Annotated in this window: 16 protein-coding genes; 8 read left to right on the forward strand and 8 right to left on the reverse strand. The window is 72.3% G+C overall.

The features are described 5' to 3' along the window. Positions 1-97: 97 nt before the first annotated feature. The 5 genes from JOD54_RS00705 to JOD54_RS00725 form a co-directional block, all read right to left on the reverse strand. Entirely contained in the window at positions 98-832 is a 735-nt protein-coding gene (locus tag JOD54_RS00705) for a vWA domain-containing protein (RefSeq protein ID WP_204448684.1), read from the reverse strand. A gap of 10 nt (positions 833-842) precedes the next feature. Next, the gene (locus JOD54_RS34930) at positions 843-2,957 is read right to left on the reverse strand and encodes a DUF4407 domain-containing protein (protein WP_204448685.1); all 2,115 of its coding nucleotides are present in this window, start codon (positions 2,955-2,957) and stop codon (positions 843-845) included. Continuing rightward, positions 2,957-4,336, reverse strand: a complete 1,380-nt coding sequence (locus tag JOD54_RS00715; RefSeq protein ID WP_204448686.1) for a hypothetical protein — start codon at positions 4,334-4,336, stop codon at positions 2,957-2,959. The genes JOD54_RS34930 and JOD54_RS00715 overlap by 1 nt, the downstream gene beginning before the upstream one ends. 501 nt (positions 4,337-4,837) lie before the next feature. Next, positions 4,838-7,180 (reverse strand): helix-turn-helix domain-containing protein, encoded by a 2,343-nt coding sequence (locus tag JOD54_RS00720; protein WP_204448687.1) that lies wholly within the window; start codon positions 7,178-7,180, stop codon positions 4,838-4,840. Continuing rightward, on the reverse strand, positions 7,177-8,433 hold the full coding sequence (locus tag JOD54_RS00725; RefSeq protein ID WP_204448688.1) for an Hsp70 family protein: 1,257 nt from the start codon (positions 8,431-8,433) through the stop codon (positions 7,177-7,179). The genes JOD54_RS00720 and JOD54_RS00725 overlap by 4 nt, the downstream gene beginning before the upstream one ends. A 272-nt stretch (positions 8,434-8,705) precedes the next feature. Between JOD54_RS00725 and JOD54_RS00730 the strand changes: the two genes are divergently transcribed. The 5 genes from JOD54_RS00730 (at position 8,706) to JOD54_RS00750 (ending at position 15,181) form a co-directional block, all read left to right on the forward strand. After that, positions 8,706-10,019: an IniB N-terminal domain-containing protein gene (locus JOD54_RS00730; RefSeq protein ID WP_204448689.1), complete on the forward strand. Its 1,314-nt coding sequence runs from the start codon at positions 8,706-8,708 to the stop codon at positions 10,017-10,019. Positions 10,020-10,108: 89 nt separating this feature from the next. Further along, complete coding sequence (locus JOD54_RS00735; protein WP_204448690.1) at positions 10,109-11,800, forward strand: GTPase; 1,692 nt, start codon at positions 10,109-10,111, stop codon at positions 11,798-11,800. 604 nt (positions 11,801-12,404) lie between these two features. After that, positions 12,405-13,433, forward strand: a complete 1,029-nt coding sequence (locus JOD54_RS00740; RefSeq protein WP_204448691.1) for a hypothetical protein — start codon at positions 12,405-12,407, stop codon at positions 13,431-13,433. A 33-nt stretch (positions 13,434-13,466) separates the two neighbouring features. Beyond that, a complete protein-coding gene (locus JOD54_RS00745) occupies positions 13,467-13,826 on the forward strand; it encodes a hypothetical protein (RefSeq protein ID WP_204448692.1) in 360 nt (119 codons plus the stop codon). After that, positions 13,823-15,181: a DUF2867 domain-containing protein gene (locus tag JOD54_RS00750; RefSeq protein ID WP_204448693.1), complete on the forward strand. Its 1,359-nt coding sequence runs from the start codon at positions 13,823-13,825 to the stop codon at positions 15,179-15,181. The genes JOD54_RS00745 and JOD54_RS00750 overlap by 4 nt, the downstream gene beginning before the upstream one ends. Here JOD54_RS00750 and JOD54_RS00755 read toward each other — a convergent pair. The 3 genes from JOD54_RS00755 to JOD54_RS00765 are packed head-to-tail and all read right to left on the reverse strand — an operon-like array spanning position 15,175 to position 17,584. After that, positions 15,175-16,107, reverse strand: a complete 933-nt coding sequence (locus JOD54_RS00755; RefSeq protein ID WP_307859770.1) for a ferredoxin family protein — start codon at positions 16,105-16,107, stop codon at positions 15,175-15,177. The two genes, JOD54_RS00750 and JOD54_RS00755, sit on opposite strands and share 7 nt — an antisense overlap. Continuing rightward, entirely contained in the window at positions 16,107-17,351 is a 1,245-nt protein-coding gene (locus tag JOD54_RS00760) for a cupin domain-containing protein (protein ID WP_204448695.1), read from the reverse strand. Before JOD54_RS00760 ends, JOD54_RS00755 begins: the two co-directional genes overlap by 1 nt. Next, on the reverse strand, positions 17,348-17,584 hold the full coding sequence (locus JOD54_RS00765; protein ID WP_204448696.1) for a hypothetical protein: 237 nt from the start codon (positions 17,582-17,584) through the stop codon (positions 17,348-17,350). Before JOD54_RS00765 ends, JOD54_RS00760 begins: the two co-directional genes overlap by 4 nt. 158 nt (positions 17,585-17,742) lie before the next feature. Here JOD54_RS00765 and JOD54_RS00770 point away from each other — a divergent pair, with 158 nt between their 5' ends. From JOD54_RS00770 to treY, 3 genes are all read left to right on the forward strand, one after another. Next, positions 17,743-18,921 (forward strand): serine/threonine-protein kinase, encoded by a 1,179-nt coding sequence (locus tag JOD54_RS00770; RefSeq protein ID WP_204448697.1) that lies wholly within the window; start codon positions 17,743-17,745, stop codon positions 18,919-18,921. A gap of 138 nt (positions 18,922-19,059) precedes the next feature. Continuing rightward, complete coding sequence (gene glgX / locus JOD54_RS00775) at positions 19,060-21,180, forward strand: glycogen debranching protein GlgX (RefSeq protein ID WP_204448698.1); 2,121 nt, start codon at positions 19,060-19,062, stop codon at positions 21,178-21,180. Beyond that, positions 21,180-23,417, forward strand: a complete 2,238-nt coding sequence (treY, locus tag JOD54_RS00780) for a malto-oligosyltrehalose synthase (RefSeq protein ID WP_204448699.1) — start codon at positions 21,180-21,182, stop codon at positions 23,415-23,417. Before glgX ends, treY begins: the two co-directional genes overlap by 1 nt. The last annotated feature ends 393 nt before the right edge of the window (positions 23,418-23,810 follow it).

Raw genomic sequence — 23,810 nt, forward strand, 5'->3', positions numbered from 1 at the left:
CTGGGCCGTGGGACGACGAGGGAAGCGGCGCGGCCGGGTTCGCCGATCACATACCGGGCGATCCCGTTGTGCGTGGCGCTGTCGGCGGACACGCGGGTCACACGAAGTCGTCGTCGGCGCCGAAGGACGTGACCCCGCCTGGCAGGTCCTCGTCCGGCGGCAGCAGGATGCCGGAGTTGCCCATGGCCATGCTCTGACCGGACTTGAGGATGCTGGAGATCAGCACCTCCGCCATCGCGGTGATCGCCACCGCCGGGTTCTGCCCCTGGTCGGCCAGGTACATCCGCATCGGCTTGGACCCGGTCGCCGGGTGGATCATCCGCTGCAGCGTCGTCGGCACCGCGCCCTCCACCCCGAACGGGATCACGTTGGGGTACATGGGAAAGCCCTGGTTGCGCGCCTTGTCGTAGTGCGTCAGGTCGGCGAAGGCCGACTCCCACGCCCCCGGGTCGGTCGGCTCGCCGTCGCTGAGGAAGAACACCGCGGGCCGGTGCACCGCGAACCCGTCCGCCTTGAGCTGCTTGATGTTGGACTCGATCTCCGTGCGCAACAACCGCAGCGGCGCCCCGAAGGCCGTCCCACCCCTGGCCGCCAACGACGGCAGCACCAGGTGGTCGTCGAGCAGATCGCACAACGGCAACCGCACCTGGGCGTCGTCCGCGAAGTCGATCATCGCGAACCGCACCTTGTCCGACAGGATCGGCGCCTTGGCCAACGCGTCCACGATGGTCGGGATGATCCGCCCCACCGCGTCGAGCTTGGGCCCCTGCATCGAATACGACACGTCGACGACCAGGTAGAACGGGAGCAGTTTCCCGCGTTCGGACTCCATGTGGCTCCTCCTAGGGGTGCTGACCGGCCACACCGGTGACCGGCCGCATCGGGACGGTCCGCTCACCGGTGCGCGGCTTGGCGGTGTGGGTGGGGGTGGCGGTGTGGGCGATGGGCAGAGCTGCCGTCTGGGCGGCTGGCGCGGGCAGGGCAGTGGTCGGCTTCGGTGCGGTGGGGGCAGGCGCGGCGAGATAGGCGGTGGGCAGGGGCGCCCCGGAGGCAGCTGGCGTGGGCGACCTGGTGGGCAGGGCAGGAGCGGGCAGGGCCGTGGACGACTTCGGTGCGGCGGAGGTCGCCGGGGCTGCTGTGGGGGCGGCCTGCGCGGGTGGCCAGGTGGGAGCGGGCAGCGCTGCCGATGGCCGAGCAGGGGCAGGCAAGGCCGTGGTCGGCTTCGGTGCGGCGGAGGTTGGCGGGGTGAGCGGGTTGGCCAGGAGCGCGGTCGGCCTCGGTTGTGGGGCGGGCGGGGTGGCCTGGCCCGCGGTGGGGACCTGCGGGATCGGGTGCGGCGCGGTGGGGTTCAGCGGCGCGACCGGGAGCGGCTGTGTGGTGGGCCAACTGGGCGCGGAGGCGGCGCTCGGCGAAGCAACCGGGCGCGCCGACGGCGAGGCATGGGGTGCCACGACACCATTCAGCGCGGTGGTCAGAGGCGGTGGCGGGGCACCGTTCGGCCCGGTGGCACCGTTCGGTGTGGCCGGGGGTGGTGGGGTGGGGGCGTTGCCGTTGGGGGGCTGTGGGGTGGCGGCGGGGAGTCGGATTGGGCGCAGTGGTTGGGTGGTGAGGCTGCGGGGGGTCGCGGTTGGGCCGTAGGGGGCCAGGTGGCTGATGTTGCGCTGGTACCACTCGGTGAGTTGTTCGTCGGTGCGCAGCATCGCCAACTCGGCCCAGACGGTCACCGAGCGCAGGGCGATGTCGGTTTGGCGGGCGATCAGCTCGTCCGTGGCGCGTTTGCCGACCTCGATCTGGGCGTCCACCCGTTGTTGGGCGAGGTCGAGCTTGGCCTTGTCCTCCATGTCGCGCACCGCCCGGTCCGCGGCCACCTGCTGTTCGTCGACGTTGTCTGCGTCGTCGTCGGCTCGGTCGACCATGCGGTCGTAGAGGGACTTGGTGCCGACCGAGGTGATGAGCTTGACCAGCACCGGGAGGATCTCGATGCACAGGAACAGCAGGAACAGGAACAGCCGTGCCTGCGCGGCGGCGGTGTTCTTGTCGCTGAGCCGCTCCAGCGCCGTCATCCTGGCCATCAGGCCGGTGTTGCCGTTCTCGGCGTCGGCGGTCTCGGATTCGGCCACCCGCTTGCGTTCCTGGGCCACGCGCAGGTCGCGTTGGACGTCGGGGAGCTTGGCCTTGGCGGCTTCGACGGCGCTGGTCTGGCCGTCGCGGATGCGCTTCTCGGCTTCGGCGGTGACCCGGTTCAGCTCGGCGAGGGCGCGGTCGCGGTCGGCTTTGGCGTCGTCGGCTTCGCGCTGCTTCTGGCGTTGCGAGTCGCCGACGCCGGGGCGGCCGGTGCCGCAGGTGCCGTCGAGTTCGCACTCGGCCTCGGCCTGGGCCTTGCGGTAGGTGGTCTCGGCCGCGTCGTAGCGCTGTTGGGCCCTGATGACGTCGGCGTCCTTCGCGGCGGCTGGCAGGTCGCGGCCCTCGATGACGGCGCGCAGCCCGCTTTCCTGCTCGGTCAGCGCCTTGATCGACTTGAACGCCTCGTCGAGCTTGCGGTTGCCCTCCTCCAGCGCCTCGGCCCGCATGCCCATCAGTTCGGCGTTGATCTCCGGCTGGAAGATCCGCAGCACCAGCGGGGTGGACACGACGGCGCCGATCACCAGCGCGAGCGCGATCCTGGGCAGGGCGAGCAGGAACCGCTGCCAGCCGCCCGTGACCGCGCCCATGCCGATGACCAGCATCCGGTCCAGGTTGAGCACGACGACCGCCCAGCCGACCCCGGCGGCGGCGCTCGCGGGCACCGAGAGCCCGAGTGCCGAGTGCAGCGCGAAGAACGCCGAGACCCCGGCCAGCCCGGCCGTGGTGAGCAGGACACCGCCCATGGCGGCGTGCCGGACCAGGTCACCGGGGGCTTTGCGCAGGACGTGGGGACGGGCGCCCGCCAACCGGGCGAGCAGGAGCGCTACGCGCATCAGGCCTCTTCCGCTGGGGTGGATCGGTCGAAGGTGAAGACGGGCCCGGCGCCGATGACCTCTTCGACGGCGATCGGCGGGGCCATCGCGACGTGCAGCCGCAGCGGGGCGACCGCCGGGTGACCGGTCGCGGTGATCACCGGTGGTGCCACCGGCGTGGGGCCGGGCAGCGCGGGCAAGGTCAACGCGGGCATGGCGTGGTCGAGTTCGGGGAACACGACCGGCGGCATCAGGATGGGCATCGTCACCTGCTTGGGCGGCTCGATCACCGGGATCGGGCCGACCCGCGCGGTCCGCGCGCCGAGGTCGTTGCGGGCGCGCACGTCGACGAAACCGGTGGTGCGCAGGTCGATGGCGACCGTGCCGTGACCCGCCCCGCCGTCCACCACGACCGCCCGCCCGTCCGCGCTCACCTCGATCTGCGTGGCGTGCTCGGCGGCCCAGGCGATCTCGACCGGTTGCCCCAGCAGCACGTACGGGCGCGTGGCCTCCGCCAGGGTGAGCTCGGGCGGGTCCTCGTGGTGGCCGAGGAGGGCGTTGAGGTAGCGCCGCCACTGCGCCGCTTCCGGTCGTGCGCCGGGGGCCCTTCCCACGGCCAGGCGGAGCAAACCCAGCCCGGTCTGGTCCAGCGCGCTCGCCGCGGCGTCCGGGTCGACCCTGCCGGAGGTGGCGGCGCCGGGGGTGAGGCAGCGCAGGATGAACAGGCCCAGCTTGTACCGGTCGGTTTCCGGGCTGAGCGCGTCGCCTTCCGGCGGGACCCAGTCCGGCGTGTTGAGCTGCTGGTGCGAGGTGACGGTGCCCAGCGGGCGGACGCCGTCGCAGTCGATGAAGTAGACGCCGCTGTCGGGGTGCACCTTGAACAGTTCGTTGGCGTGGTTGATGTCGCCGAACGCCACGTTCAGCTCGTCGTGCAGGAAGGCGAGCCCGCTGGCGAAGTCGCGGCACAGGGTGAGCCGTTCCTCGGCGGTCGGTGTCGGCAGCGCGAGGCGCCTGGCCCGGCTCGGGTCGATGAACAGGTATTGGACCTCGCACGGGTTGATCGACCGCGTGCCGGTCGGGCTCACCACCGTTGTGGTGTACTCGCTCGGGATCCGGGGCAGCACGAGCCCGATGACGTCCCCGTCCTCGTTCTCCACGACCCGGCACGGCCACGCCGCGACCCGGTCGAGGACCGCCCGTCGCGCCGGGGTCAGCGCCCCGCGCAACCGCACGATCCCGCGCAACCGCTGCGGGTCTTCGTGCGCCTTGCGGTATCTCTTGTAGACCAGCGGCCCGGTGCGGTCCGCGACCTTGTAGCCGGGCAACTCGTGGACAACGGCCTCACCGCCCTTGCCCAATTCCCGACCCCACGTCCCGAGATCCGATTCGACCACCGACACTGGCGCCATCCCCGACGGATTCACGCTGGCATCCCCTTTTCGCGTACGGCAACAACGGTATCGAGCACAGCCGCTGATCGTTACGCCATCTGGCAGAAAATCGCCCGGGAATCGCCGGTCAAAAGGAAGACACACCTGAACATCGCTCACCAGTGGCGATTTTCCGCCACGCCGACCGATCCACAATGGACGCCTCGCCTGCGGTAGTGGGCCTCGATCCAGGAGCCGCCCACCTAAATGCTCGATGGGGCGGACTTGGTTTGCGTGGGGTGGCGGTATCCGTAGCGTTGTGCGCTGCAGGGCCATGCTCTTCGGCCCCAGCTTTGCGGTCCTGCCACGGGTAGCGCAGGGGCCCCGCGCAAACCAAGTTCGCCCCATCGAGCACACCCCACACCCACGATCCAGCGCAATGCCGAAGGCGAGCCGACACCGCCCCATCAAGCACACCGCACCACGGCGGAGCGACCGCCGGGTTCCGTGGACGCGCTCCGGATGAAGGGGCTACGCGCCGGGGGAGGTGGTGGCCACGAGGTCTCTGAGTTGGGCCAAGAGGTCACCGCGGCTGGTGGCGCCGAGGCGGGAGCGCATGCGCGCCATGTGGTGTTCGACCGTTTTGGCCGAGATGAAGAGGCGGTCGCCGACCTGTTTGTAGGTGAGGCCCGCGAGGACCAGTTCGGCGACCTGGAGTTCTCGGCCGCTGAGGGGGGAGGTGCCAGCCGGGGTGGGGTCTTCGCGGGTGGCTTCGGATCGCAGGGTCCTGGCGCAGTCGAGCAGGGCCAGCATGCGTTTGCGGTCGGTGGTGCGGGTGGCGGCTTGGCCCGCGAGCCGGGCCGCGTCCCAGTGCAGGCCGGTGGCGTGCAGGGCCCGGGCGGCCGACTCGACCTGGGCCGTGGTTATCTTGCCGGAGAGGACTTCCAGCCAGCAGCGGGCGGCTTCGGCGAGTGCGCCGGGGAACGGGTCCGAGCTCGCGGCGAGCGCCTCGACGTGCGCCAGCGGCGTGGGGTTGCCGGAGGAGAGCTCCGCGTGGAAGGCGAACCAGTGCGGTAGCGCTGTCCACACAGGAGGGTTGCCGAGGGAGTCCAAGAGGGTCCAAGCGCGGCGGAGGAACGGGGCGAAGCGGTCCTGGTCGCCCAGGCGCGCGGCGGCTACCGCGAACTCGCCGAGCGGCAACAGGGTGAAGAGGTCTATCTCGTGACGGACCACCACCTCGTGCGCCTTGTCCCAAACCCGGCGCAGTGCCGCCAGATCACCCGCGCGGCGCGCCACCCCCACCGCCAGGCCGATAGCGAACAGGTGGTCGCGGGGAGTTCGCGGTGCGACGATCTCGACGGGTTCGCCGCGGAGCATGGCGGGCCACGCGGCCAGGAGTGCGTGTCTGGCGCGGAAGAGCTCACCACCGGTGTTGGCCGTGGCGGCGCGGGCGAGCAGGGGTTCTGCGATGCCGGTGGCCCCGGTGTGCACGGCGAGGATGGCACCGAGGGCAGCCGGGGAGTCCGGCAGCAGCGCGGAGCGACCCACGGGTTCCATCACCTCAGCCGCTCTGACCACTGTGGACAGTGCGGCCGCGTCGCCGTCGATGGAGTCGAGCACGCCGCGGGCGGTGAGGGTGGTCGCGGTGGTGAACAGCGTTGGGGGTTCAGCGGAGTGGCCCGGGAGCGCGGTGCGGGCTTCGGCGACACGACCCGTGGCAGCGAAGCCGATGACCGCCAGCGCACCTGAACCGGCCCAGTTGTAGAGCTCCGCGCTGCGGGTGGGTTGGCCACGGTGGGCCAAGGCGGCAGCGGCGACGTGGGCGGCCCGGGGATCACCGGCGACCAAGAGGGCGTCGGCGCGGCGCAGCGCGGTGTCGAGGTCGCCCGCGCGGGCCTCGGCTTCGGCCCGGCCGACCTCGTCAACGGGGTGGCCCGCGTTCTCGGCCGCCTGGTGCAGGCGCACGGCGAAAGTGGGTTCGGCTTCGGCGGCTGCCGCGGCGTAGACCGCTCCCGCGGCAGGACCCGACGCGTCCGCGGCCAGGAGTGCGGCGGCGAAGTCGCTGGTCGGACCGGTGCGGGCCAACCGCAATCGGGCCAGGCCGCCGAGGACGGCGGTGCGCTGGTCGGCGGGGACGAGCGCGCGCAGCACCGTCGCGGCCAGCGGGAGCAGCGTGCCGTCCGCGGCGAGCAGCCCGGTCGCGCGGGCCTCGTCGACCAGGGCCGCGGTCGCGGTGGGGGCCTTGTCCAGCAGGTCGGCGAGCAACGTCGTGTCGGCGTTGACCTCGGCCGCGAGCAGCGCCTGGACCTGCTCCACGGTCAACCGGTCGAGGTCGAGGCGGAACTCCTCGAGCGCGGCGGGCGGCACGGTGTCCCGCTCGGGGCACATGTGCGGCGCCAAGCGGTGAACAAGCCCAGGCACACCACCGGTCTGGGAGTGCACGAACGCGGCTTGGCGCGGGTCGGCACCCAGCGCCGAGAGGCACGCCGCAGTGCGGTCGACGTCGAAGGCGCGGAGGACGATCTGACCGCGCAGGCGGCCGAGCAGGGCGGTGAGGCCCGTGGGCCGCGGCCGGGGGCGGGCGGCGATGACCAGCCCGGCCGACTCGTCGGTGAGGTGCGCTTCGATCTCGGCAAAGTCCTTGTCGCACAACAGGTGTGCGTCGTCGACCAGCAGCAGGCCGCCGGAGCCGCCGCGGCGGTGGGCGCCCTCGGTGGTGGCGAGCAGGTCGAGCAGCGCGCTCTTGCCGTACCCCGCGGGGGCGATGACGGCCAGCCGGACCGGGGCGAGGCCGCCGCCGGTGATCGCGGCGCACAGCCTGCTGGTGGGCTCGTCGAGCACGAGTTCGTCGGGGCTGGCGTGCCCGGGGATCACCGGGTGCCCCGGCGGGCCAGCGCGAAGCGGCGCGGCGGCGGTTCCAGCGCGACGACCTCGACCGGCGGCCGGGGCGGTGGCTGCTCGACCACGGCCACCACATCGCCCGAACCATCCATATCGGACGCGAGCACCGGCATCAGGCTCGGGGCGCTCTCCGGGTCGGGCACGGTGGTCGCGGGCAGCGCGGGTCGCGGGAGCGGGGCGAGCGCCAACACCGCACCGCGCGCGGCGGCGGTGGCCGGGTCGTCGAGCACGGGACCGGGGGCGAGGTGGGCGACCAGCGGGATCTTGGCAGTGCCGCCCGCGATCACCGCGGTCGTGGCGGTGCCGAGCAGCGCGCGGGTGGCGGCGAGTGCGGGCAACAGCACGGGGGCGGCCAGTTCGGTGAACTCCGCGCGGCTGACGGTGACGTCGGTGCGCAGGTGCGGGACGGGGACGCGGACCTCGGCCGCCGAGGAGAGCCGCTCCTTTGCCGTGCCGCAGGCGGTGCGCAACGCGGTGTGCGGCACGTGGTCGGTCTGGGCGGGCAGGACGGCGGTGGTCTCGAGGTCGGCGGAGCCCGCGATCGATGCTGGTGGCGCGACAGCGGCCACGACGTGGCGGTAGAGGGCGTCGTCGACCGCGGCGCCCGCGCGAGGGGTCACGTGGTGTGCAACGACGTCGAACGCGACGGGGTTACGCATTAGCAGCGCGTGATCCGCGCGGTGTCCGCCGAGGAGCGTCACGACCAGCGGCGATCCGGTTCCGACCGGCACGTCGGCGTGGTGCGCCTCCGCGGCGGCGACGACCGTGGGCAGCAGCACGACCCCGGGCAGCCCGGCGTCCGCCAACGCGTCGCGCAGCAGCCCACGCCGGTATGTCCCCCACTCAGGTGGGTGGGTGACCGCAATGCGCTCGGGCGAGCCGCCCTCGGCCTCGGCGACCACGTCGACCACCCACCCGACGAGCGCGGCGACCAGGTTCTCCGCCGGGTAGAGCTGCCCGGCGAGCAGCACCGGGACGTCGTCGCCGACCCGGTCCAGCAGTGCCCTCGCGAAGCACTCCGGCTGCCGCGCCCCCGCCTGCTCCGCGGCCGCACCTGCCAACAGATCCCCTTGCGCACCAAGGAAGATCGCCGACGACAGCCACCGCGCCGAGCCCTCGAGCGCGACCACGTCCGCCGCGCCGTAGCCACTGCCCGCGCGCCTGCGGACGGCGGCGGCGCACCGGGTGCGGCCGACGTCGACGCCCAGCAGGTACGACGGGGGCATCGCGCGGTCCTCTCGGTCACGGGGCGATCACGGGTGCCCCTGTTCGTACCAGGCGACCAACCCCCGTCAGCAACCCCGAGTGGTACGCACAACACTCCCTAACCCCCTAATAGGTGAATACCCATCCCGCTGTCGGTGGGGGATTGAGACAGGGAGTGATCCCCGATGGCAGCCTGCGCCACTCGGCCTAACGTTGGTGATCATCCGCTCAGGTCGATGCCCCCGGTCCGGCGAGCGGCGCCAGTCCCCACCCAGTCCCCCGAGGAGAAGCGTTGTCCAGCACCGGCTCCGGCCAGCCCACCCAGCCCGTCCCGGCCACCCAGCCCGCTCCGGCCGCCGAAAGCCTGACGCCGCACGAGTTCGCGCTCTCGCTGCTCACCGACGACGCCGCGCGCACCGCGTTCGCCGCCGACCCGCAGGGTGCGCTCGCGGGGGCGGGCCTCGGCGAGTTCTCCGTGCAGGACCTGCAGGACGCGCTGCCCTTCGTCGCCGACTACGCCCCCGCGGCCGACCTGCGCGCGGTCACCGAGGCGCTGACCTCGGCCGCCGAGGTCAGCGGTACCGTCGCCCCCGCCACCTCGACCGGCCACCTCGACGCCGGGACCGACTGGTTCACCAGCGCCAACACCCTCGACGCCGCCGACGGCCTGCACGCCGTCGCCGCGGGGGCCACCAACGACCTCGGCTACGCCGCCGACCTCACCGCGGGCGAGGACTCCGTGCTCGGCGCGTTCGCGCTGGAGTCGGAGCAGGTCACCGGCGAGGGCCACGTCGCGCTCTCCACCGACCGCTTCGCCGCGGCCGCTGGCTCGTCGGACCTGGGCACCGTCGCCGCGGCCGCCTCGTCCTCCGGTGCCGCCGTCGCCGCGGGCGCCGCTGGCTTGCACGCCGAGGTCGGCCTCGCGTCCACTGTGGACTTCTCGGACCCGACCGCGCTGCTCGACGACGTCGCGCTGCCCGAGGTCGAGGTGTCCGCCGCAGGCGCGGGTTCGCTGAGCACCGCGGGCCTGACCGACCAGTTCCACCTGCCCGAGATCGACCCGACCGGCGCGCTGGACTCCGACTCGCTGCGCGGCGCCGACCTCGCGGCTGGCACCGTCGCCGACTACGTCAGCTCCGGCGGTGAGCTGCTCAACGGCGCGAGCGCGACCCTGGGCGGCTTCCTGACCGGCGCCTCCCCGCTCGACGACGTCGAGGAGATCAGCGAGCACCTGCGCGCGACGCTGCCGCAGCCGGTCCCGGCGCCGGAGCCCGCGCAGCACCTCCCGGTCGACACCGGCTCGCTGCCCGAGTTGTCCGACCTGCCGCACCTGCCCGAACTGCCCGGCGGCCTGCCCGGTCACCTCCCGGTCGACCTGCCGGACCTGCCCGGGGGGCTCCCGCACCTGCCCACCGACCTGCCGCAGCTCCCGGTGGACCTGCCGCACCTGCCCGTCGAGGTGCCCGACCTCCCGGTGGCCAACCCGCTGCCCGACGTGGCCAGCCAGGTGTCCCACTCCGTGGGCGGCCTGACCGACGGCGTGCTCGGCGACCACGGGCTGCCCGACGTCGGCGGCCTCACCGGTGACCTGGACCTCGGCCACTGAGCCGACCCGCGGTGGAGGCGGGGTCTGTCCGAGTGACGGGCCCCGCCTTCTTCACCTATCCGGGGGAACACGGCATCCTCAAAAGGGTGATGACCGCACCGCCCTGGTTGGGCCTGTTGGACGACACCATCCGGGCCTGCGCCGCCCACCAACGCCACGACCTGGTCGACCGCCTGCTCGACCGGCGCGCCGGCCTGCTCGAACCCGGCCGCCGGGTGGTGGTCGCCGGGTACCCCGGCAAGGGCAAGAGCCACCTGGTGAACGCGCTGGTCGGGGCCGAGGTCTGCCCGGTCGGGGCGGACCTGACCACCGAGGTCGCCACCGTCGTGCGGCACGCCGAGCGACCCACCCCGCTGCTGCCGCCCGCCGACCGCACCACCAGCCGCGACGTCGGGCTGCCGCGCGCTCTGCTGGGCGCGGGCCTGGTCCTGGTCGACTCCCCCGGCTTCGGCGCGCCCGGCTGCCCGAGGACCGCGCGGGCGCTGGCGGCGCTGGCCGAGGCGGACGCGGTGCTGGTGGTCACCGACGCCACCAGTGAGCTCAGCGCGCTGGAACTGGAACTGCTCACCCACGTCAGCAGGCTGTGCCCGACCGTGCTGGTCGCGCTCACCAAGATCGACCTGGTGCCCGGGTGGCGCCGGGTGGCCGACGCCGACCGGGGTCGGATCGCCGAGGTCGGGGTGAGCGCCACCCTGGTCCCGGTGTCGTCGGTGCTGCGCGCCACCGCGGTGCGCACCGAGGACGCCGAGCTGAACAAGGAGTCCGGCTTCGCGGACCTGATCGGGGTGCTGCGCCGCGACGTGCTCGCGGACCCGGCGCGGGTGGCGGCCAGGGCGGCGGCGGCGACCAGCGGGCTGGCGTTGGAGCAGCTGATCACGCCGCTGCGCGCGGAGTTCGACGCGGGCGTCGCGCCCACCGACACCCGGGCGCTGGCCGAGTGGCAGGCGGCGGGGCGGCGGGTGGAGCGGCTGCAGCGGGAGAGCGCGCGCTGGCAGACGCAGTTGGCCGACGACGTCGCGGACCTGGTGTCGGACCTGGACTTCGACCTGCGCGAACGGACCAGGCGGATCCTGCGCGAGGTCGACGACTACTTCGACGCCGCCGACCCCGGCAAGGTGTGGCCGGAGTTCACCGACTGGATGTACGACGCGCTCACCTCGGTCGCGGAGGTCAACTCCGGGTGGCTGGTGGAGCGGTTCGAGTGGATCGCCGCCCGGGTGGCCCGCCAAGCGCTGCCGGACGCCGACGTGGTGCCGTCCGCGCTGCTCGGCGAGCTGGGCGCGAGCTGGCAGGAGGACATGCGGCGGCCGAACATCGAGCGCTTCTCCCCGGCGCAGAAGGTGTTCGTCGGCCTGCGCGGCTCCTACAGCGGCCTGCTGATGTCCGGCCTGGCCACGACGCTGGCCGGACTACCGCTGATCAACCCCATCTCACTCGGCGCAGGCGCCGCCTTCGGCGCCCGCAGCGTCTTCGAAGAGCGAGGTGCCCGCCTCAAACGCCGCCAAGCCGTGGCCAAAACCGCCGCCCAACGCCACGTCGACGACTTCTTCCTGCGCTACGGCAAGGAAGCCAAGGACGCCACCCGCACAGTCCACCGAACCCTCCGCGACCGCTGCGTCGAGGTGGCCCACTCCCTGCGCGAAGCCGCCACCGAGTCGGCCCGCACCATCAAGTCCGAACTGGACGCCGAAGCCACCCGCCGCACCACCCGCCTCACCGAAGTCCGCCGAGACCTCGAACGCCTCCTGGCCCTGCGAACCCGCATCGAGTCCACCCGATGACCACCCTCCCCGGCACGGCACTGAGCCTGCTTGGCCAGACCGCGCACGAAGCCCCGCCGACCACCGGCCACACCCCACTCCCCTGCGCGACAAAGGGCCTGGCGAAGCGGGCCACCCCCGCACCTCGCCTGCCAGGCCGTGCCGACCACTGGACACTCGGAACCGTCGGTGCCAACTGCTCGATGGGGCGGACTTGGTTTGTGCGGGGTGGCGGTGCCCGTAGCGTTGTGCGCGGACAGGGCCATGCTTTTCGGCCCCAGCTTTGCGGTCCTGCCACGGGTGGCGTAGGGGCCCCGCGCAAACCGAGTTCGCCCCATCGAGCCCACCCAGCCACCACGAACCAGCCCCGCCAACCCAGCCCACCGAGCCAACCCCGCCAACCCGGCCACCGCTCCCAGGAAGATCCGGTGCCAACTGCTCGATGGGGCGGACTTGGTTTGTGTGGGGTGGCGGTGCCCGTAGCCTTGCCTCGCTGCAGGGCCATGCTTTTCGGCCCCAGCTTTGCGGTCCTGCCACGGGTGGCGCAGGGGCCCCGCGCAAACCAAGTTCGCCCCATCGAGCACACCGCACCACCACGAACCGACCCCGCCCACAGGGCTACCCGATGACCGCCCTCCCCGATGCCGCGTGGGATCTGCTTGGGCGGGCTGTGCGGGAGGCGCCCGCGGTTGCTGAGGTGGCGCGGGAGTGGGGGGCTCGGTTCGACGGGGCGTTGCGGGTTGAGGTCGTCGGGGCTCCGGGGTCGGGGCGGGCGACCGTGGTGGAGGCGGTGGCTGGGGCTGCGTTCGACGTCGTCGAGGGGCAGGGGGATGTTCGGGTGCGGCTGGTTCGGCGGCCGGGGGAGGTTGTCGACGGGGATGCTGTTTCGACGATCGTGGTGCTGTCGAGGGCGGATGAGTTGGGGGGTGGGCATGGCGACGCGATGGAGTGTGCGCGGGTGGTCGCGGCCAGGCACGCCCGCGACGACCTCGGGGAGCATTGTCAGGCCGTGGTGGCGGTCGCGGCGTTGCCAGCGGTGGGTGGACTCCGGCTGACCAGGTCCGATGCCGCCGCACTGTCCACTTTGGTCAATGCGCCGGACGCGCTGCTGTCGGTGGACCGGCTCACCGCGCACGTGGGACCGGAGTTGCCCGCGAAGCTGGGTCTGTTCGGGGTCCGGGCGGCGGTCGAACTGGTGCGGCAGGGGTCGGCCGTCCCCGCCGGGCTGGTCGCGCTCAGCGGGGTGCCCGACCTGTTGGCCGCCATCGACACCCATTTCCTGGCGCGCGCCGCCGTCCTGCGCGCGCGGGCCGCGCTCTTGGCGCTGCTGCCGTTGCTGAGCGGCCACCCGCTGTCCGCCGACGTCGAACGGGTGTTGACCAGCGCGCACGAGCCCCGTGAACTCCGCCTCCTCGCGGAATTGGCCGCGGGTCGGGTCACCTTCGACGAGCGCGACGACGAAGCCAGGCACCTGCTCGGCGGCCACGGCACGGCGCCCGGGACCAGGTTGGCCCTCAGCGGCGACCCGTACCAGGCCTACCTGCGCTGGCACGCGCTGACCGAGTCGCCCGAGCGCACCCACGCGCAGCGGTGCGCGGCGGGGATCGTCGCCAGGACCTGCGAGGCGCTGGTGGCCGTCGGTTTCGTCGAATAGCGGGCACCCTGGCGCCGGGATACCGTCACGCTGGTGGACCGGGGTCGGCAAGGGGAGTTCAGCGTGGAGTGGGGTCCGAGGCACGACCGGCTGCTCACATTCGCCTACCGCTGCGTCGGGGGTTGCGTGGCGGACCGGCCGCTGGCCAGCGAGGTGACCGTCGACCTGGTCGCCGCGCTGCTCGACCACCCCGACCTCGACGACGACCGGTCCCGGTCCAAGGTGGTCGCCGAGCTGGCGGCGGCGCTGACCCCGTACGCGGACCCGTGGACCATCCACGACGCGGTGCGCCACGCCGCGTGGCGGGACCTGGTGGGTCGCCCGGGGTTCGACCCGCACAGCCTCGTCGACGCGGTGCGCGGCTTCACCCGGCACCTGTCCGTCCCGGCATGATCGCGGTCGCCGGTGCCGGTGGTTACGTCGGCCGCAAGCTGATCACCGCGCTCGACCGGCCGGTGCTGGCCATGGGGCGGCGGGTCGAAGCCCTGCCCGACGGCGAGCACGTGCGCAAGGTCGCGGTCGACGTCAACGACACGGCCGCGCTGACCGAGGCCCTCAGCGGCGTCGACACCGCGTACTACCTGGTGCACGGCATGGCCGCGGGCGCCGGTTTCGCCGACCGGGACCGCGATGCCGCCGCGTCGTTCGCGCGCGCGGCGAAGGACGCCGGTGTCGGCCGGATCGTCTACCTCGGTGGACTCGGCCAGGGTCGCTTGTCCCGGCACCTGGCCAGCAGGCAGGAGGTCGGCCGGGTCCTCGCCGGGAACGGGGTGCCGGTGGTCGAACTGCGCGCCGCGGTGATCATCGGCGCGGGCAGCATCTCGTTCGAGATGTTGCGGTACCTCACCGAGCGGCTGCCGCTGATGATCTGCCCGCGCTGGGTGGACACCCGGGTCCAGCCCATCGGCGAGGCGGACCTGGTCCGGCACCTGGTGCGCGCAGCCGACGCGGACGTCCCCGCCGGTGTGCACGAGGTCGGCGGCCCGGATGTCCTGACGTACCAAGAACTCATGCAGCTGTACGCGTCGGTTCGCGGGCTGCCCCGGCGGCGGATCGTGCGCGTTCCGCTGCTCACACCCGGGTTGTCCGCGCACTGGGTCAACGCGGTGACGCCGGTGGACCGGGCGGTGAGCCGGTCGCTGATCGACAGCCTCACCACCGACGTCGTGGTCACCGAACCGAGCACGGCCTTCGGCATCGACCCCACACCTGCGGCCGATGCCATCCGGTCCACATTGGACGACCAGCGGGACGGGGTCGCCGCTGCCGCGTTCGACTTCACCAATGGCCTCCGCGACGGCGTGTTCACCCTCACCACCAAGGTCGACCTGCCGCCCTCGGACACCCCGGCCGCGCGGCTCGACCTGCGGCGGTGCGGTGGTTCGCTGCGCTGGTACGGCTGGGCGTGGGCGTGGTGGCTGCGGATCGTGCTCGGCAGGCTGTTCGGCGAGCGGCTGACCCTGCACCGGCCGGAGCGGGTGACCTTGGGATCCACTGTGGACTGGTGGACGGTGGAGGAGTTCGGCAACCGGTACATCGTGCTGCGCACGGAGAAGTGGTTCTGCGGCGAGGCGTGGCTCGGGTACCGGATCAGCGGGACGACGCTGCAGCAGGTCGGTGCGTTGCGCGCGAAAGGCCTGCTGGGCTGGGTGTACTGGCGCGCGGTGTACCCGATCCACCTGGTCGTCTTCCGGGTGATGGCGCGCAAGCAGGTCACCAGGGCGCACGCGCTCGCCCAGTCTCAGTGATCGTCGAGCCACCGCACGAGCTCGAACCGGCGCACCCCGGCCGGAACTGTCGCCGAGCAGGTCAGCGGGCTGTCGCTTCGCGTGAACACCGCCCGGACCACCAGCGCGGCACCATCGAGCTCGACATCCCACTGCTCGTGCCCACTGCGCTGAACCCGCACCGGCGGGAACGAGTCAACACCGAACTCCCCCGCCCTGGACCGGGCGAACTCCTGGGCCGCTTGCACGGGTGCGGTGAACGCCGACCGGCCGCGGAAGTACGCCGGTTCGATGAGTCCGGACTCATAGCGCTTGGCCACCTCGATGCCGCTCGCGGGCGGGACTTGGCCGTAGTAGAGCCCGTGCGGCAATGCGACAAGGTTGCCCGCGAACCGATCGCCGCCGACATGGGTGCACTCCCAGGTCTCTTGTGGACGATCAGCCGACAGTGCCGCCGCGAGCGGGCGACCACGAATCGCGCAGCACGGGTCGTGGCGGCCGTGCGCACACACCAGATACACCGGATCGTCCGATGGTTCCCCGCGCGGCTGGGCCAACCCGATGTCCACCAACTCATGCGGATCGTCGAACCGGTGCCACCACACACGTTCCCACCCAGGTGCCGAATCCACGAACGCCCACCGCCTGGGCCCTGGCCGAACACGTCCCGGACGGCGGATCAACAGAACCCTGGCGTGCACAGCGGAAGCCTGGGCGGCGATGGCGGACACAACCTCGGCGGGCAATGACGAATCGCGCCACGGATCCGGCCCCCAAGGCCCTGGCTGCTCAACCAGAACCCAGTACCTAACCGGCGGCGCACTCGCCCCGAGCGGATCCCCCCGGCGCAGACACCCATCGGCGCAACGCTCCACCTCAGAGCTCACGGGGAACCAGGGTTCCATCTCGCGGCAGTCGCCGCACAAGAAGCAGGCACACCGCGGCATCAACGGTCACAAGGAACCAGGACTCCCTCTCGCAACAACCTCCGCACAAGAACCCCCTGATCCGCCGCCGAGATCCCCGGCAGCTCACCCACCACCTTCGGCTCACCCGACAGCAACGCCCGCAACGCTGCCCCCGTCGACGCGGGCAAAGACAACTCGTCCCCCGGCACCTCCAGGACCACCCTCTCCCCCTCGGTCCGCAGCCGGTACCGCAACCCCGCGCGCACGCGCACCACCGAGCCCGTCGCGGCCGAGCGCACTGCGGCGGCCTGGGCCAACGGGGACAGCGGTTCGGGTCGGGTGCCCTGCCACACCTTGTCGCGGACCCGGCGGGTGACCTCGTCAATCGGGGTGTCGCGCAGTACTTGGCCCAGTGCCTCGACCGTCGCGGCCAGGTGTGGCGCCAACTGTTCGGGGTCGGCCGCATCGATGCCGAGCGGGAGGGTGGTCCGCAACTGGGGGTCGCGGCCCGCCAACGCGAGCAGCGCCTCCACCAGCGCGTACCGGGTGAGGACGTGCACGCCGACGGTCAGGTGCGCGGACACCTCGCCGAGGGCGGTCGCGGAGTGCAGGTAGCCGCGGGGCAGGTAGAGGGCGTCGCCGGGGTTGAGGGTTTCCTCGATCAGCGGGGTGTCCAGCGCGCGCTCGGCCACGGCGTCGGCGTGGTGGTCCCACGGCTGGGTGCGCAGCGGGTCGGCGTGCACCGGCGCGTGGACCCGCCAGCGCTTCTGGCCCGCCACCTGCAGGACGAACACGTCGTGCACGTCGTAGTGCGCGGAGAACCCCTGTGACGACGGGGGCGTGATGTAGGCGTTGATCTGGACCGGGTGCCCGAGGTCGACGCCGAGCTGTCCGGCGAAGTCGATCAGCGGCGGCCACAGCCGGTGCAGGCCCTGCAGCACCACGGTCGCACCGTCGTCGAACAGCCGGGAGACCTTGTCGTCGGCGACCTGGTCGGTGATCTCCGCGCCCACCCCGCCACCGCGGGTGAACTGGTCGGACGACAGGACCGCGCCGTTCTTGGCGACCCGCAGGAACGGCGTGCGCAGCCCACGGCGCGACAGCAGCTCGTCGGCGTCGTCGAGGGTCAGCAGGTCGTCGAAGCCCTTGGGCAGCCGGGGTGTCAGCAGCGGTGCGGCACCCCAGTACCGCGCGGCGAACTCATCCGGCTCGACGCCGACGCAGCGCCGGAGGGCCGGGCGGTCCGTGCTGGACCGCCCGACCGCGGTGGCGACCGCTGTCACCGGGCGCTGCCGTCGGCACCGCCGTCCGCGCCCCCATCGCCCCCGCCGTCGGCGGCACCGTGGTCGGACCCGGCGCCCGCGTCGGCACCACCGTCCGCCCCGCCGTCGTGGCCGCCGGGTACGCCCGACGCGCCGTGGTCGGCAGTGCCCGCCGCACCGTCGGCACCGCCGTCCGCGCCACCGTCGGACCCGGCTGTGTGCCCGCTGCGGATGTCGTCGTCTTCGAGGGACATGGCTACCTCCTCGTCTAGGGATTGACTCGTGGTGGGAGTCACCGCACTGGTACCCCCGAACGGGTCAAACCATGCCGGTGTTCCACCCGTCGAGCGCCACGTTTGCCCGCCGGGGGCCTCGGGTACCTCCCGTCGGGGCGTGACGCGCGGGAGGTGCGATGGGGACGCCGACGTTGCTCGACGACCGGTACCAGGTCGGCGAGCTCATCGGTTCGGGTGGGATGGCGGAGGTGCACCGGGCGGTCGACACCCGTTTGGGGCGGTCGGTCGCGGTGAAGCTGTTCCACCCGAAGGCCGATGGCGCGACCGTGTCCCGGCTCGAGACCGAGGCGCGGTTGCTGGCCGGTCTGTCGCACCCGGGGGTGGTCCGCGTCTTCGACGTCGCGGTCGACAACCAGCGCCCGTACCTGGTCATGCAGCTCATCGAGGGTGGCACGCTGCGGGACCGGCTCGACGGGGGCCCGCTGCCCGCCGGTGAGGTCGCCGGGGTCGGGGTGCGGCTGGCCGGGATCCTGGGGTACGTGCACTCGCGCGGTATCGTGCACCGCGACGTCAAGCCGTCCAACGTCCTCGTCGACGAGGAAGGCGTGTACCTGGCCGATTTCGGGATCGCCCGGGCGCTCGGCGGCGCCAGGCTCACCTCGACCGGCCACTGCGTCGGGACCGCCGCCTACCTGTCCCCCGAGCAGGTGCGCGGGCAGTTGGCGGGTCCCGCGGGCGATGTCTACTCGCTCGGGCTGGTGCTGCTGGAGTGCCTGACCGGCACCACGGCCTACGACGGGTCCGACATCGAGGCCGCGGTCGCCCGGCTCACCAAGGACCCGGACATCCCGGACTGGCTCCCAGCGGCGTGGTCGGAAGCGATCACCGCGATGACCCGGCGCGACCCCGAGGAACGGCCGGACGCCGCCGAGTGCGCGCGCCTCATCCGCGCCCTGGGAACGGACCAGGTCGCACTACCGGCCACTCCGGTGCGGCCAGACGCGGTGCACCTGACCACCGAGGCGCCGGTGGGTTTCCCCGCCGAGAAGCGGCCGTCCCGGCTGGTGCACGCCGGTCTGATGGCCGGAGCGCTGCTGCTCGGTGGGGCCGCCGCGCTGCTGTCGACGGGTGACTCCAAGGCGGAGCCGTCGCCGTCGCCGGTCGCGGTCACGCCGACCACCACAGCGGCCCCGACCACGACGCAGGGCATGGCGCCGCTGCCGGTCCGCGCGGCGACCGGGGTCATCGAGGTACCGACCGTGCAGACCAAGGTCGTCACCATCACCCGCCAGCAGGAACGCCCCCGCTTCCCCTGGCCCCCCTACCCCGATTGGGACTGGGGCGGAAGCAACTAGCCGCGGTGACGGCGGGCACAACCCCGCCATCCTGCGAGCACACCCCTGATCCCCATAGGCTGGGACGCGCGCGACAGCCACCCCGAGAAGTGACCGCCTCGCGCCGTACCCGCGGCCGGGCATGACCGAGGAGAACGTGTGCGGCCCTGGCCCGGAACCCCTTACCCGCTCGGTGCGACTTACGACGGCGCGGGCACGAACTTCGCGGTGTTCTCCGAGGCGGCGAGCCGGGTCGACCTGTGCCTGTTCGACCAGGACGGGACCGAGCACCGGGTGCGGATGCCCGAGGTGGACGGGTTCGTCTGGCACTGCTACCTGCCCGGTGTGCTCCCCGGCCAGCACTACGGCTACCGGGTGACCGGCCCGCACAACCCGTCCGACGGGCAGCGCTGCAACCCGACCAAGCTGCTGCTGGACCCGTACGCCAAGGCCGTCACCGGTGCGGTCGACTGGGACCAGTCGGTGTTCGGCTACACCTTCGGCGACCCCGAGCAGCGCAACGACGACGACTCCGCGGCGCACACGGTCAAGGGGGTGGTGGTCAACCCGTTCTTCGACTGGGCCAACGACCGGCCCCCGAAGACGCCCTACAACGAGACCGTCATCTATGAGGCGCACGTGCGCGGGTTGACGATGCAGCACCCCGGTGTGCCGCCGGAGATGCGCGGGACCTACGCGGGCCTGGCGCACCCCGCGGTGATCGAGCACCTGCAGCGGCTGGGGGTCACCGCGATCGAGCTGATGCCGGTGCACCAGTTCCTGCACGACCACGGGCTGCAGGAGCGCGGGCTGCGCAACTACTGGGGCTACAACACGATCGCGTTCTTCGCCCCGCACGCCGAGTACGCCGCGCAGACCGCCCAAGGCGCGCAGGTCGCGGAGTTCAAGGCGATGGTCCGCACGCTGCACGAGGCCAACATCGAGGTGATCCTCGACGTGGTCTACAACCACACCGCCGAGGGCAACCACCTCGGGCCGACGCTGTCCATGCGCGGCATCGACAACGAGGCGTACTACCGGCTGGTCGAGGACGACCAGCGCTACTACATGGACTACACCGGCACCGGCAACTCGCTCAACGTGCGCAACCCGCACACCCTGCAGCTGATCATGGACTCGCTGCGGTACTGGGTGAGCGAGATGCGCGTCGACGGCTTCCGGTTCGACCTGGCCGCGACCCTGGCCCGCGAGTTCTACGACGTGGACCGGCTGTCGGCGTTCTTCGACATCGTCCAGCAGGACCCGGTGATCAGCCAGGTCAAGCTGATCGCCGAGCCGTGGGACGTCGGGCCGGGTGGCTACCAGGTCGGCAACTTCCCGCCGCTGTGGACCGAGTGGAACGGCAAGTACCGCGACACCGTGCGCGACTTCTGGCGCGGGGAACCGGCCACGCTCGGCGAGTTCGCCTCGCGCATCACCGGGTCCTCGGACCTCTACCAGGAGGACGGCCGCAAGCCGTTCGCCTCGATCAACTTCGTCACCGCGCACGACGGGTTCACCCTCAACGACCTGGTCTCCTACAACGACAAGCACAACGCGGCCAACGGCGAGGACAACCGCGACGGCGCCGACGACAACCGCTCGTGGAACTGCGGCGCCGAGGGGCCGACCGACGACGAGCAGGTCAACCTGCTGCGGGCCCGCCAGCGGCGCAACATGATCGCCACCACCATGCTGTCGCAGGGTGTGCCGATGCTGCTGCACGGCGACGAGATGGGCCGCACCCAGGACGGCAACAACAACGGCTACTGCCAGGACAGCGAACTGTCCTGGGTGGACTGGTCACTGGCCGCGACCAACGACGACCTGGTGGAGTTCACCGCGGGTGTGGTGGCGCTGCGGGCCAGGCACCCGGTGTTCCGGCGGCGGCGCTTCTTCGCGGGCCGCCCGATCCGGCGCGGCGACGAGCTGCGCGACATCGCCTGGTTCACCCCCGGCGGGCAGGAGATGTCGCACGAGGACTGGGAGTCCGGGTTCGGCCGGTGCATCGTGACGTTCCTCAACGGCGAGGGCATCCCCGACCTCGACACCCGCGGGGAGCGGGTCACCGACGACTCGTTCCTGTTGTGCTTCAACGCCCACCACGAGGACATCGCCGCGGTCGTGCCCGACGGCGACTACGGCGCCGAGTGGGAGGTGGTGCTCGACACCGCGACCGGCGAGGTGTCGGCCCCCGCACCGGCCAGGTACTCCGGCAAAAGCGAGCTCGTCCTGCCTTCGAGGTCCCTCATCGTGTTGCGACGCACCGGGAGCGAGTGATGCGGTCGACCTACCGCGTTCAGCTGCGGCCGGGTTTCGGGTTCGCCGAGGCCGCCGCGATCGTCGACTACCTGGCCGACCTGGGGGTGGGGGCGCTCTACACCTCACCGATCCTGACGCCGACACCCGGGTCCACGCACGGGTACGACGTGGTGGACCCGAGCCGGGCCAACCCGGAGCTGGGTGGGGAGGCCGGGCGCCGGGCGCTGGTGGACCGGTTGCGGGCCGCGGGGTTGGACGTGGTGGTCGACATCGTGCCGAACCACATGTCGGTCGAGGTGCCCTCGGCCAACGCGTGGTGGTGGGACGTGCTGGCGCACGGCCCCGAATCGCGCTACGCCAGGTACTTCGACATCGAGTCCTTCCCGGTGCTGCTGCCGGTCCTCGGGTCCGATGAGGACATCGCGAAGGCCACCGTCGATGGGGACGTGCTGCGCTACTACGACCACACGTTCCCCCTCGCCCCGGGAACAGCGGACGCGCCGGACGTCCTCGCCAGGCAGCACTACCGGCTGATCGACTGGCGCCGGGCGGGATCGGAACTCAACTACCGCCGGTTCTTCGACGTGACAACACTGGCGGGGGTGCGGGTCGAAGACGAGGAGGTCTTCGACGCCACCCACGGCGAGGTGCTGCGCTGGGTCAGCGAGGGCGATGTCCAGGGCCTGCGGGTCGACCACCCGGACGGTCTCGCGGACCCAGGCGGGTACGCGCGGCGGCTGGCTGAGCGGGCGCGGTGCTGGATCGTGGTGGAGAAGATCCTCGAGCCGGGCGAGGAACTGCCCCAGTCGTGGCCGGTCGCGGGTACCACGGGGTACGACGCCTTGCGCGAGGTGTGCGGGGTGTTCGTCGACCAGGGCGCTGAGGGCGCCTTCACGGGTCTGGCGGATTCGCTTGGGGTACCGACGGATTTCGATGCGGTGCGCACCGAGGCCCGACGGTTGATCACGTCCACGTCGCTGGCCGCTGAGGTGCGGCGGATCGCCTCTCATGTGTCCGATGTGGACGTTGCGGCCGCGCGCGAGGCGGTCGCCGAGGTGATGGTGGCGTTCCCGGTGTACCGGTCGTACCTGCCGGAGGGCGCCGAGTACCTCGCGGCCGCGATCGGGCGGGTGCGGCGCGAGCGCCCAGACCTCGGCCCGGCCTTGGACGCCATCGACACGCAGATGCGATCGGGCGGCGAACTGGCGACGCGACTGCAGCAGACCTCGGGCATGGTGGTGGCCAAGGGAACCGAGGACACCACGTTCTACCGCTACACCCGCTTCGCCGCCCTCAACGAAGTCGGCGGCGACCCGTCCCGCTTCGGGGTCGGCGTCGAGGAGTTCCACGCCGCGCAGGCGCAGCGGGAAGCCACACACCCACTGGCGATGACCGCACTGTCCACACACGACACCAAGCGGTCGGAGGACGTGCGAGCACGGCTGGCCGTACTCGCCGAACTACCAGAAGACTTCGCCGACGCGGTCCAGCGGTGGACCGAGCGCCGCGGACTGCCAGAACCGTGCCTGAACCTGCTGGCCTGGCAGACCCTGCTGGGCGCCTGGCCGATCAACCCCGACCGCCTCTCGGCCTACCTGGACAAGGCCGCCAAAGAGTCGAAGATCCGAACATCCTGGACCGACCACGACGAGGAGTTCGAGGAGACCGTGCGGGCCTGGCCGCGCGCGGTACTCGGCGACCCGGGCCTACTGGCCGAGGTCGAGGCGTTCGCCGCCCGAATCGCCCCGCACGGCTGGTCGAACTCCCTCGGGCAGAAGCTGCTGCAACTGGCCGGACCGGGTGTGCCGGACGTGTACCAGGGCACCGAACTGTGGGACCTGTCCCTCGTGGACCCGGACAACCGCCGCCCGGTGGACTTCGCGGACCGAGCGGAACTGCTGGGAAAGCTCGCCTCCGGCTGGCCGCCGCCGATCGACGAGACGGGCGCGGTGAAGCTCCACGTGGTGAGAACGGCCTTGCGACTGCGACGGGAGCGACCCTCCCTGTTCACCGGGTACCAGCCGGTGTACGCGTCGGGGCCTGCGGCTGAGCACGCGGTGGCGTTCGAGAGGACGGGGCTGGTGGCAGTGGCGACCCGCTTGCCGGTGGGCCTGGATCGCCGCAACGGCTGGGGGGACACGGTATTGCGCCTCCCCGACGGGGAGTGGGTAGACCTGTTGACCGACCGACCAACGGACGGCGGGATGGCCGAGATGCTGGCGGACTACCCGGTCGCACTACTGGTGCGTGCGTGATGGCCGAGCCCTTTGGCGTGTGTGCTTTCTCGGTCGCGAGTGCGGCACGAGACCGCAGGCACGTGGCGAAGAGGGCGAGCGACGACCACAGGTGGAGCACGGCGTTGCAGCCGACCGACGGCGAGGCGGCCAGCCGACAGCAGCGTAGCCACGATACTCGCGGACCGTCCGCCCGCACTATCGGTGCGTGCGTGATGGCCGGTCCCCATGGTGCGTGGCCGCCATCGCGGACCCGGGTGCGGGCGGGGCACGAGACGACGCGAGACGACTACAGACGGGGAGCCACTGTGTTGCAGCCGTCCGGCGGAGAGCGGGTCTACAGGGCAAGCAATCAGCCGACGGACGGCGGGATGGCCGAGATGCTGGCGGACTACCCGGTCGCCCTGCTGGTGC

The sequence above is a fragment of the Actinokineospora baliensis genome (assembly GCF_016907695.1).
Lineage (GTDB): Bacteria > Actinomycetota > Actinomycetes > Mycobacteriales > Pseudonocardiaceae > Actinokineospora > Actinokineospora baliensis.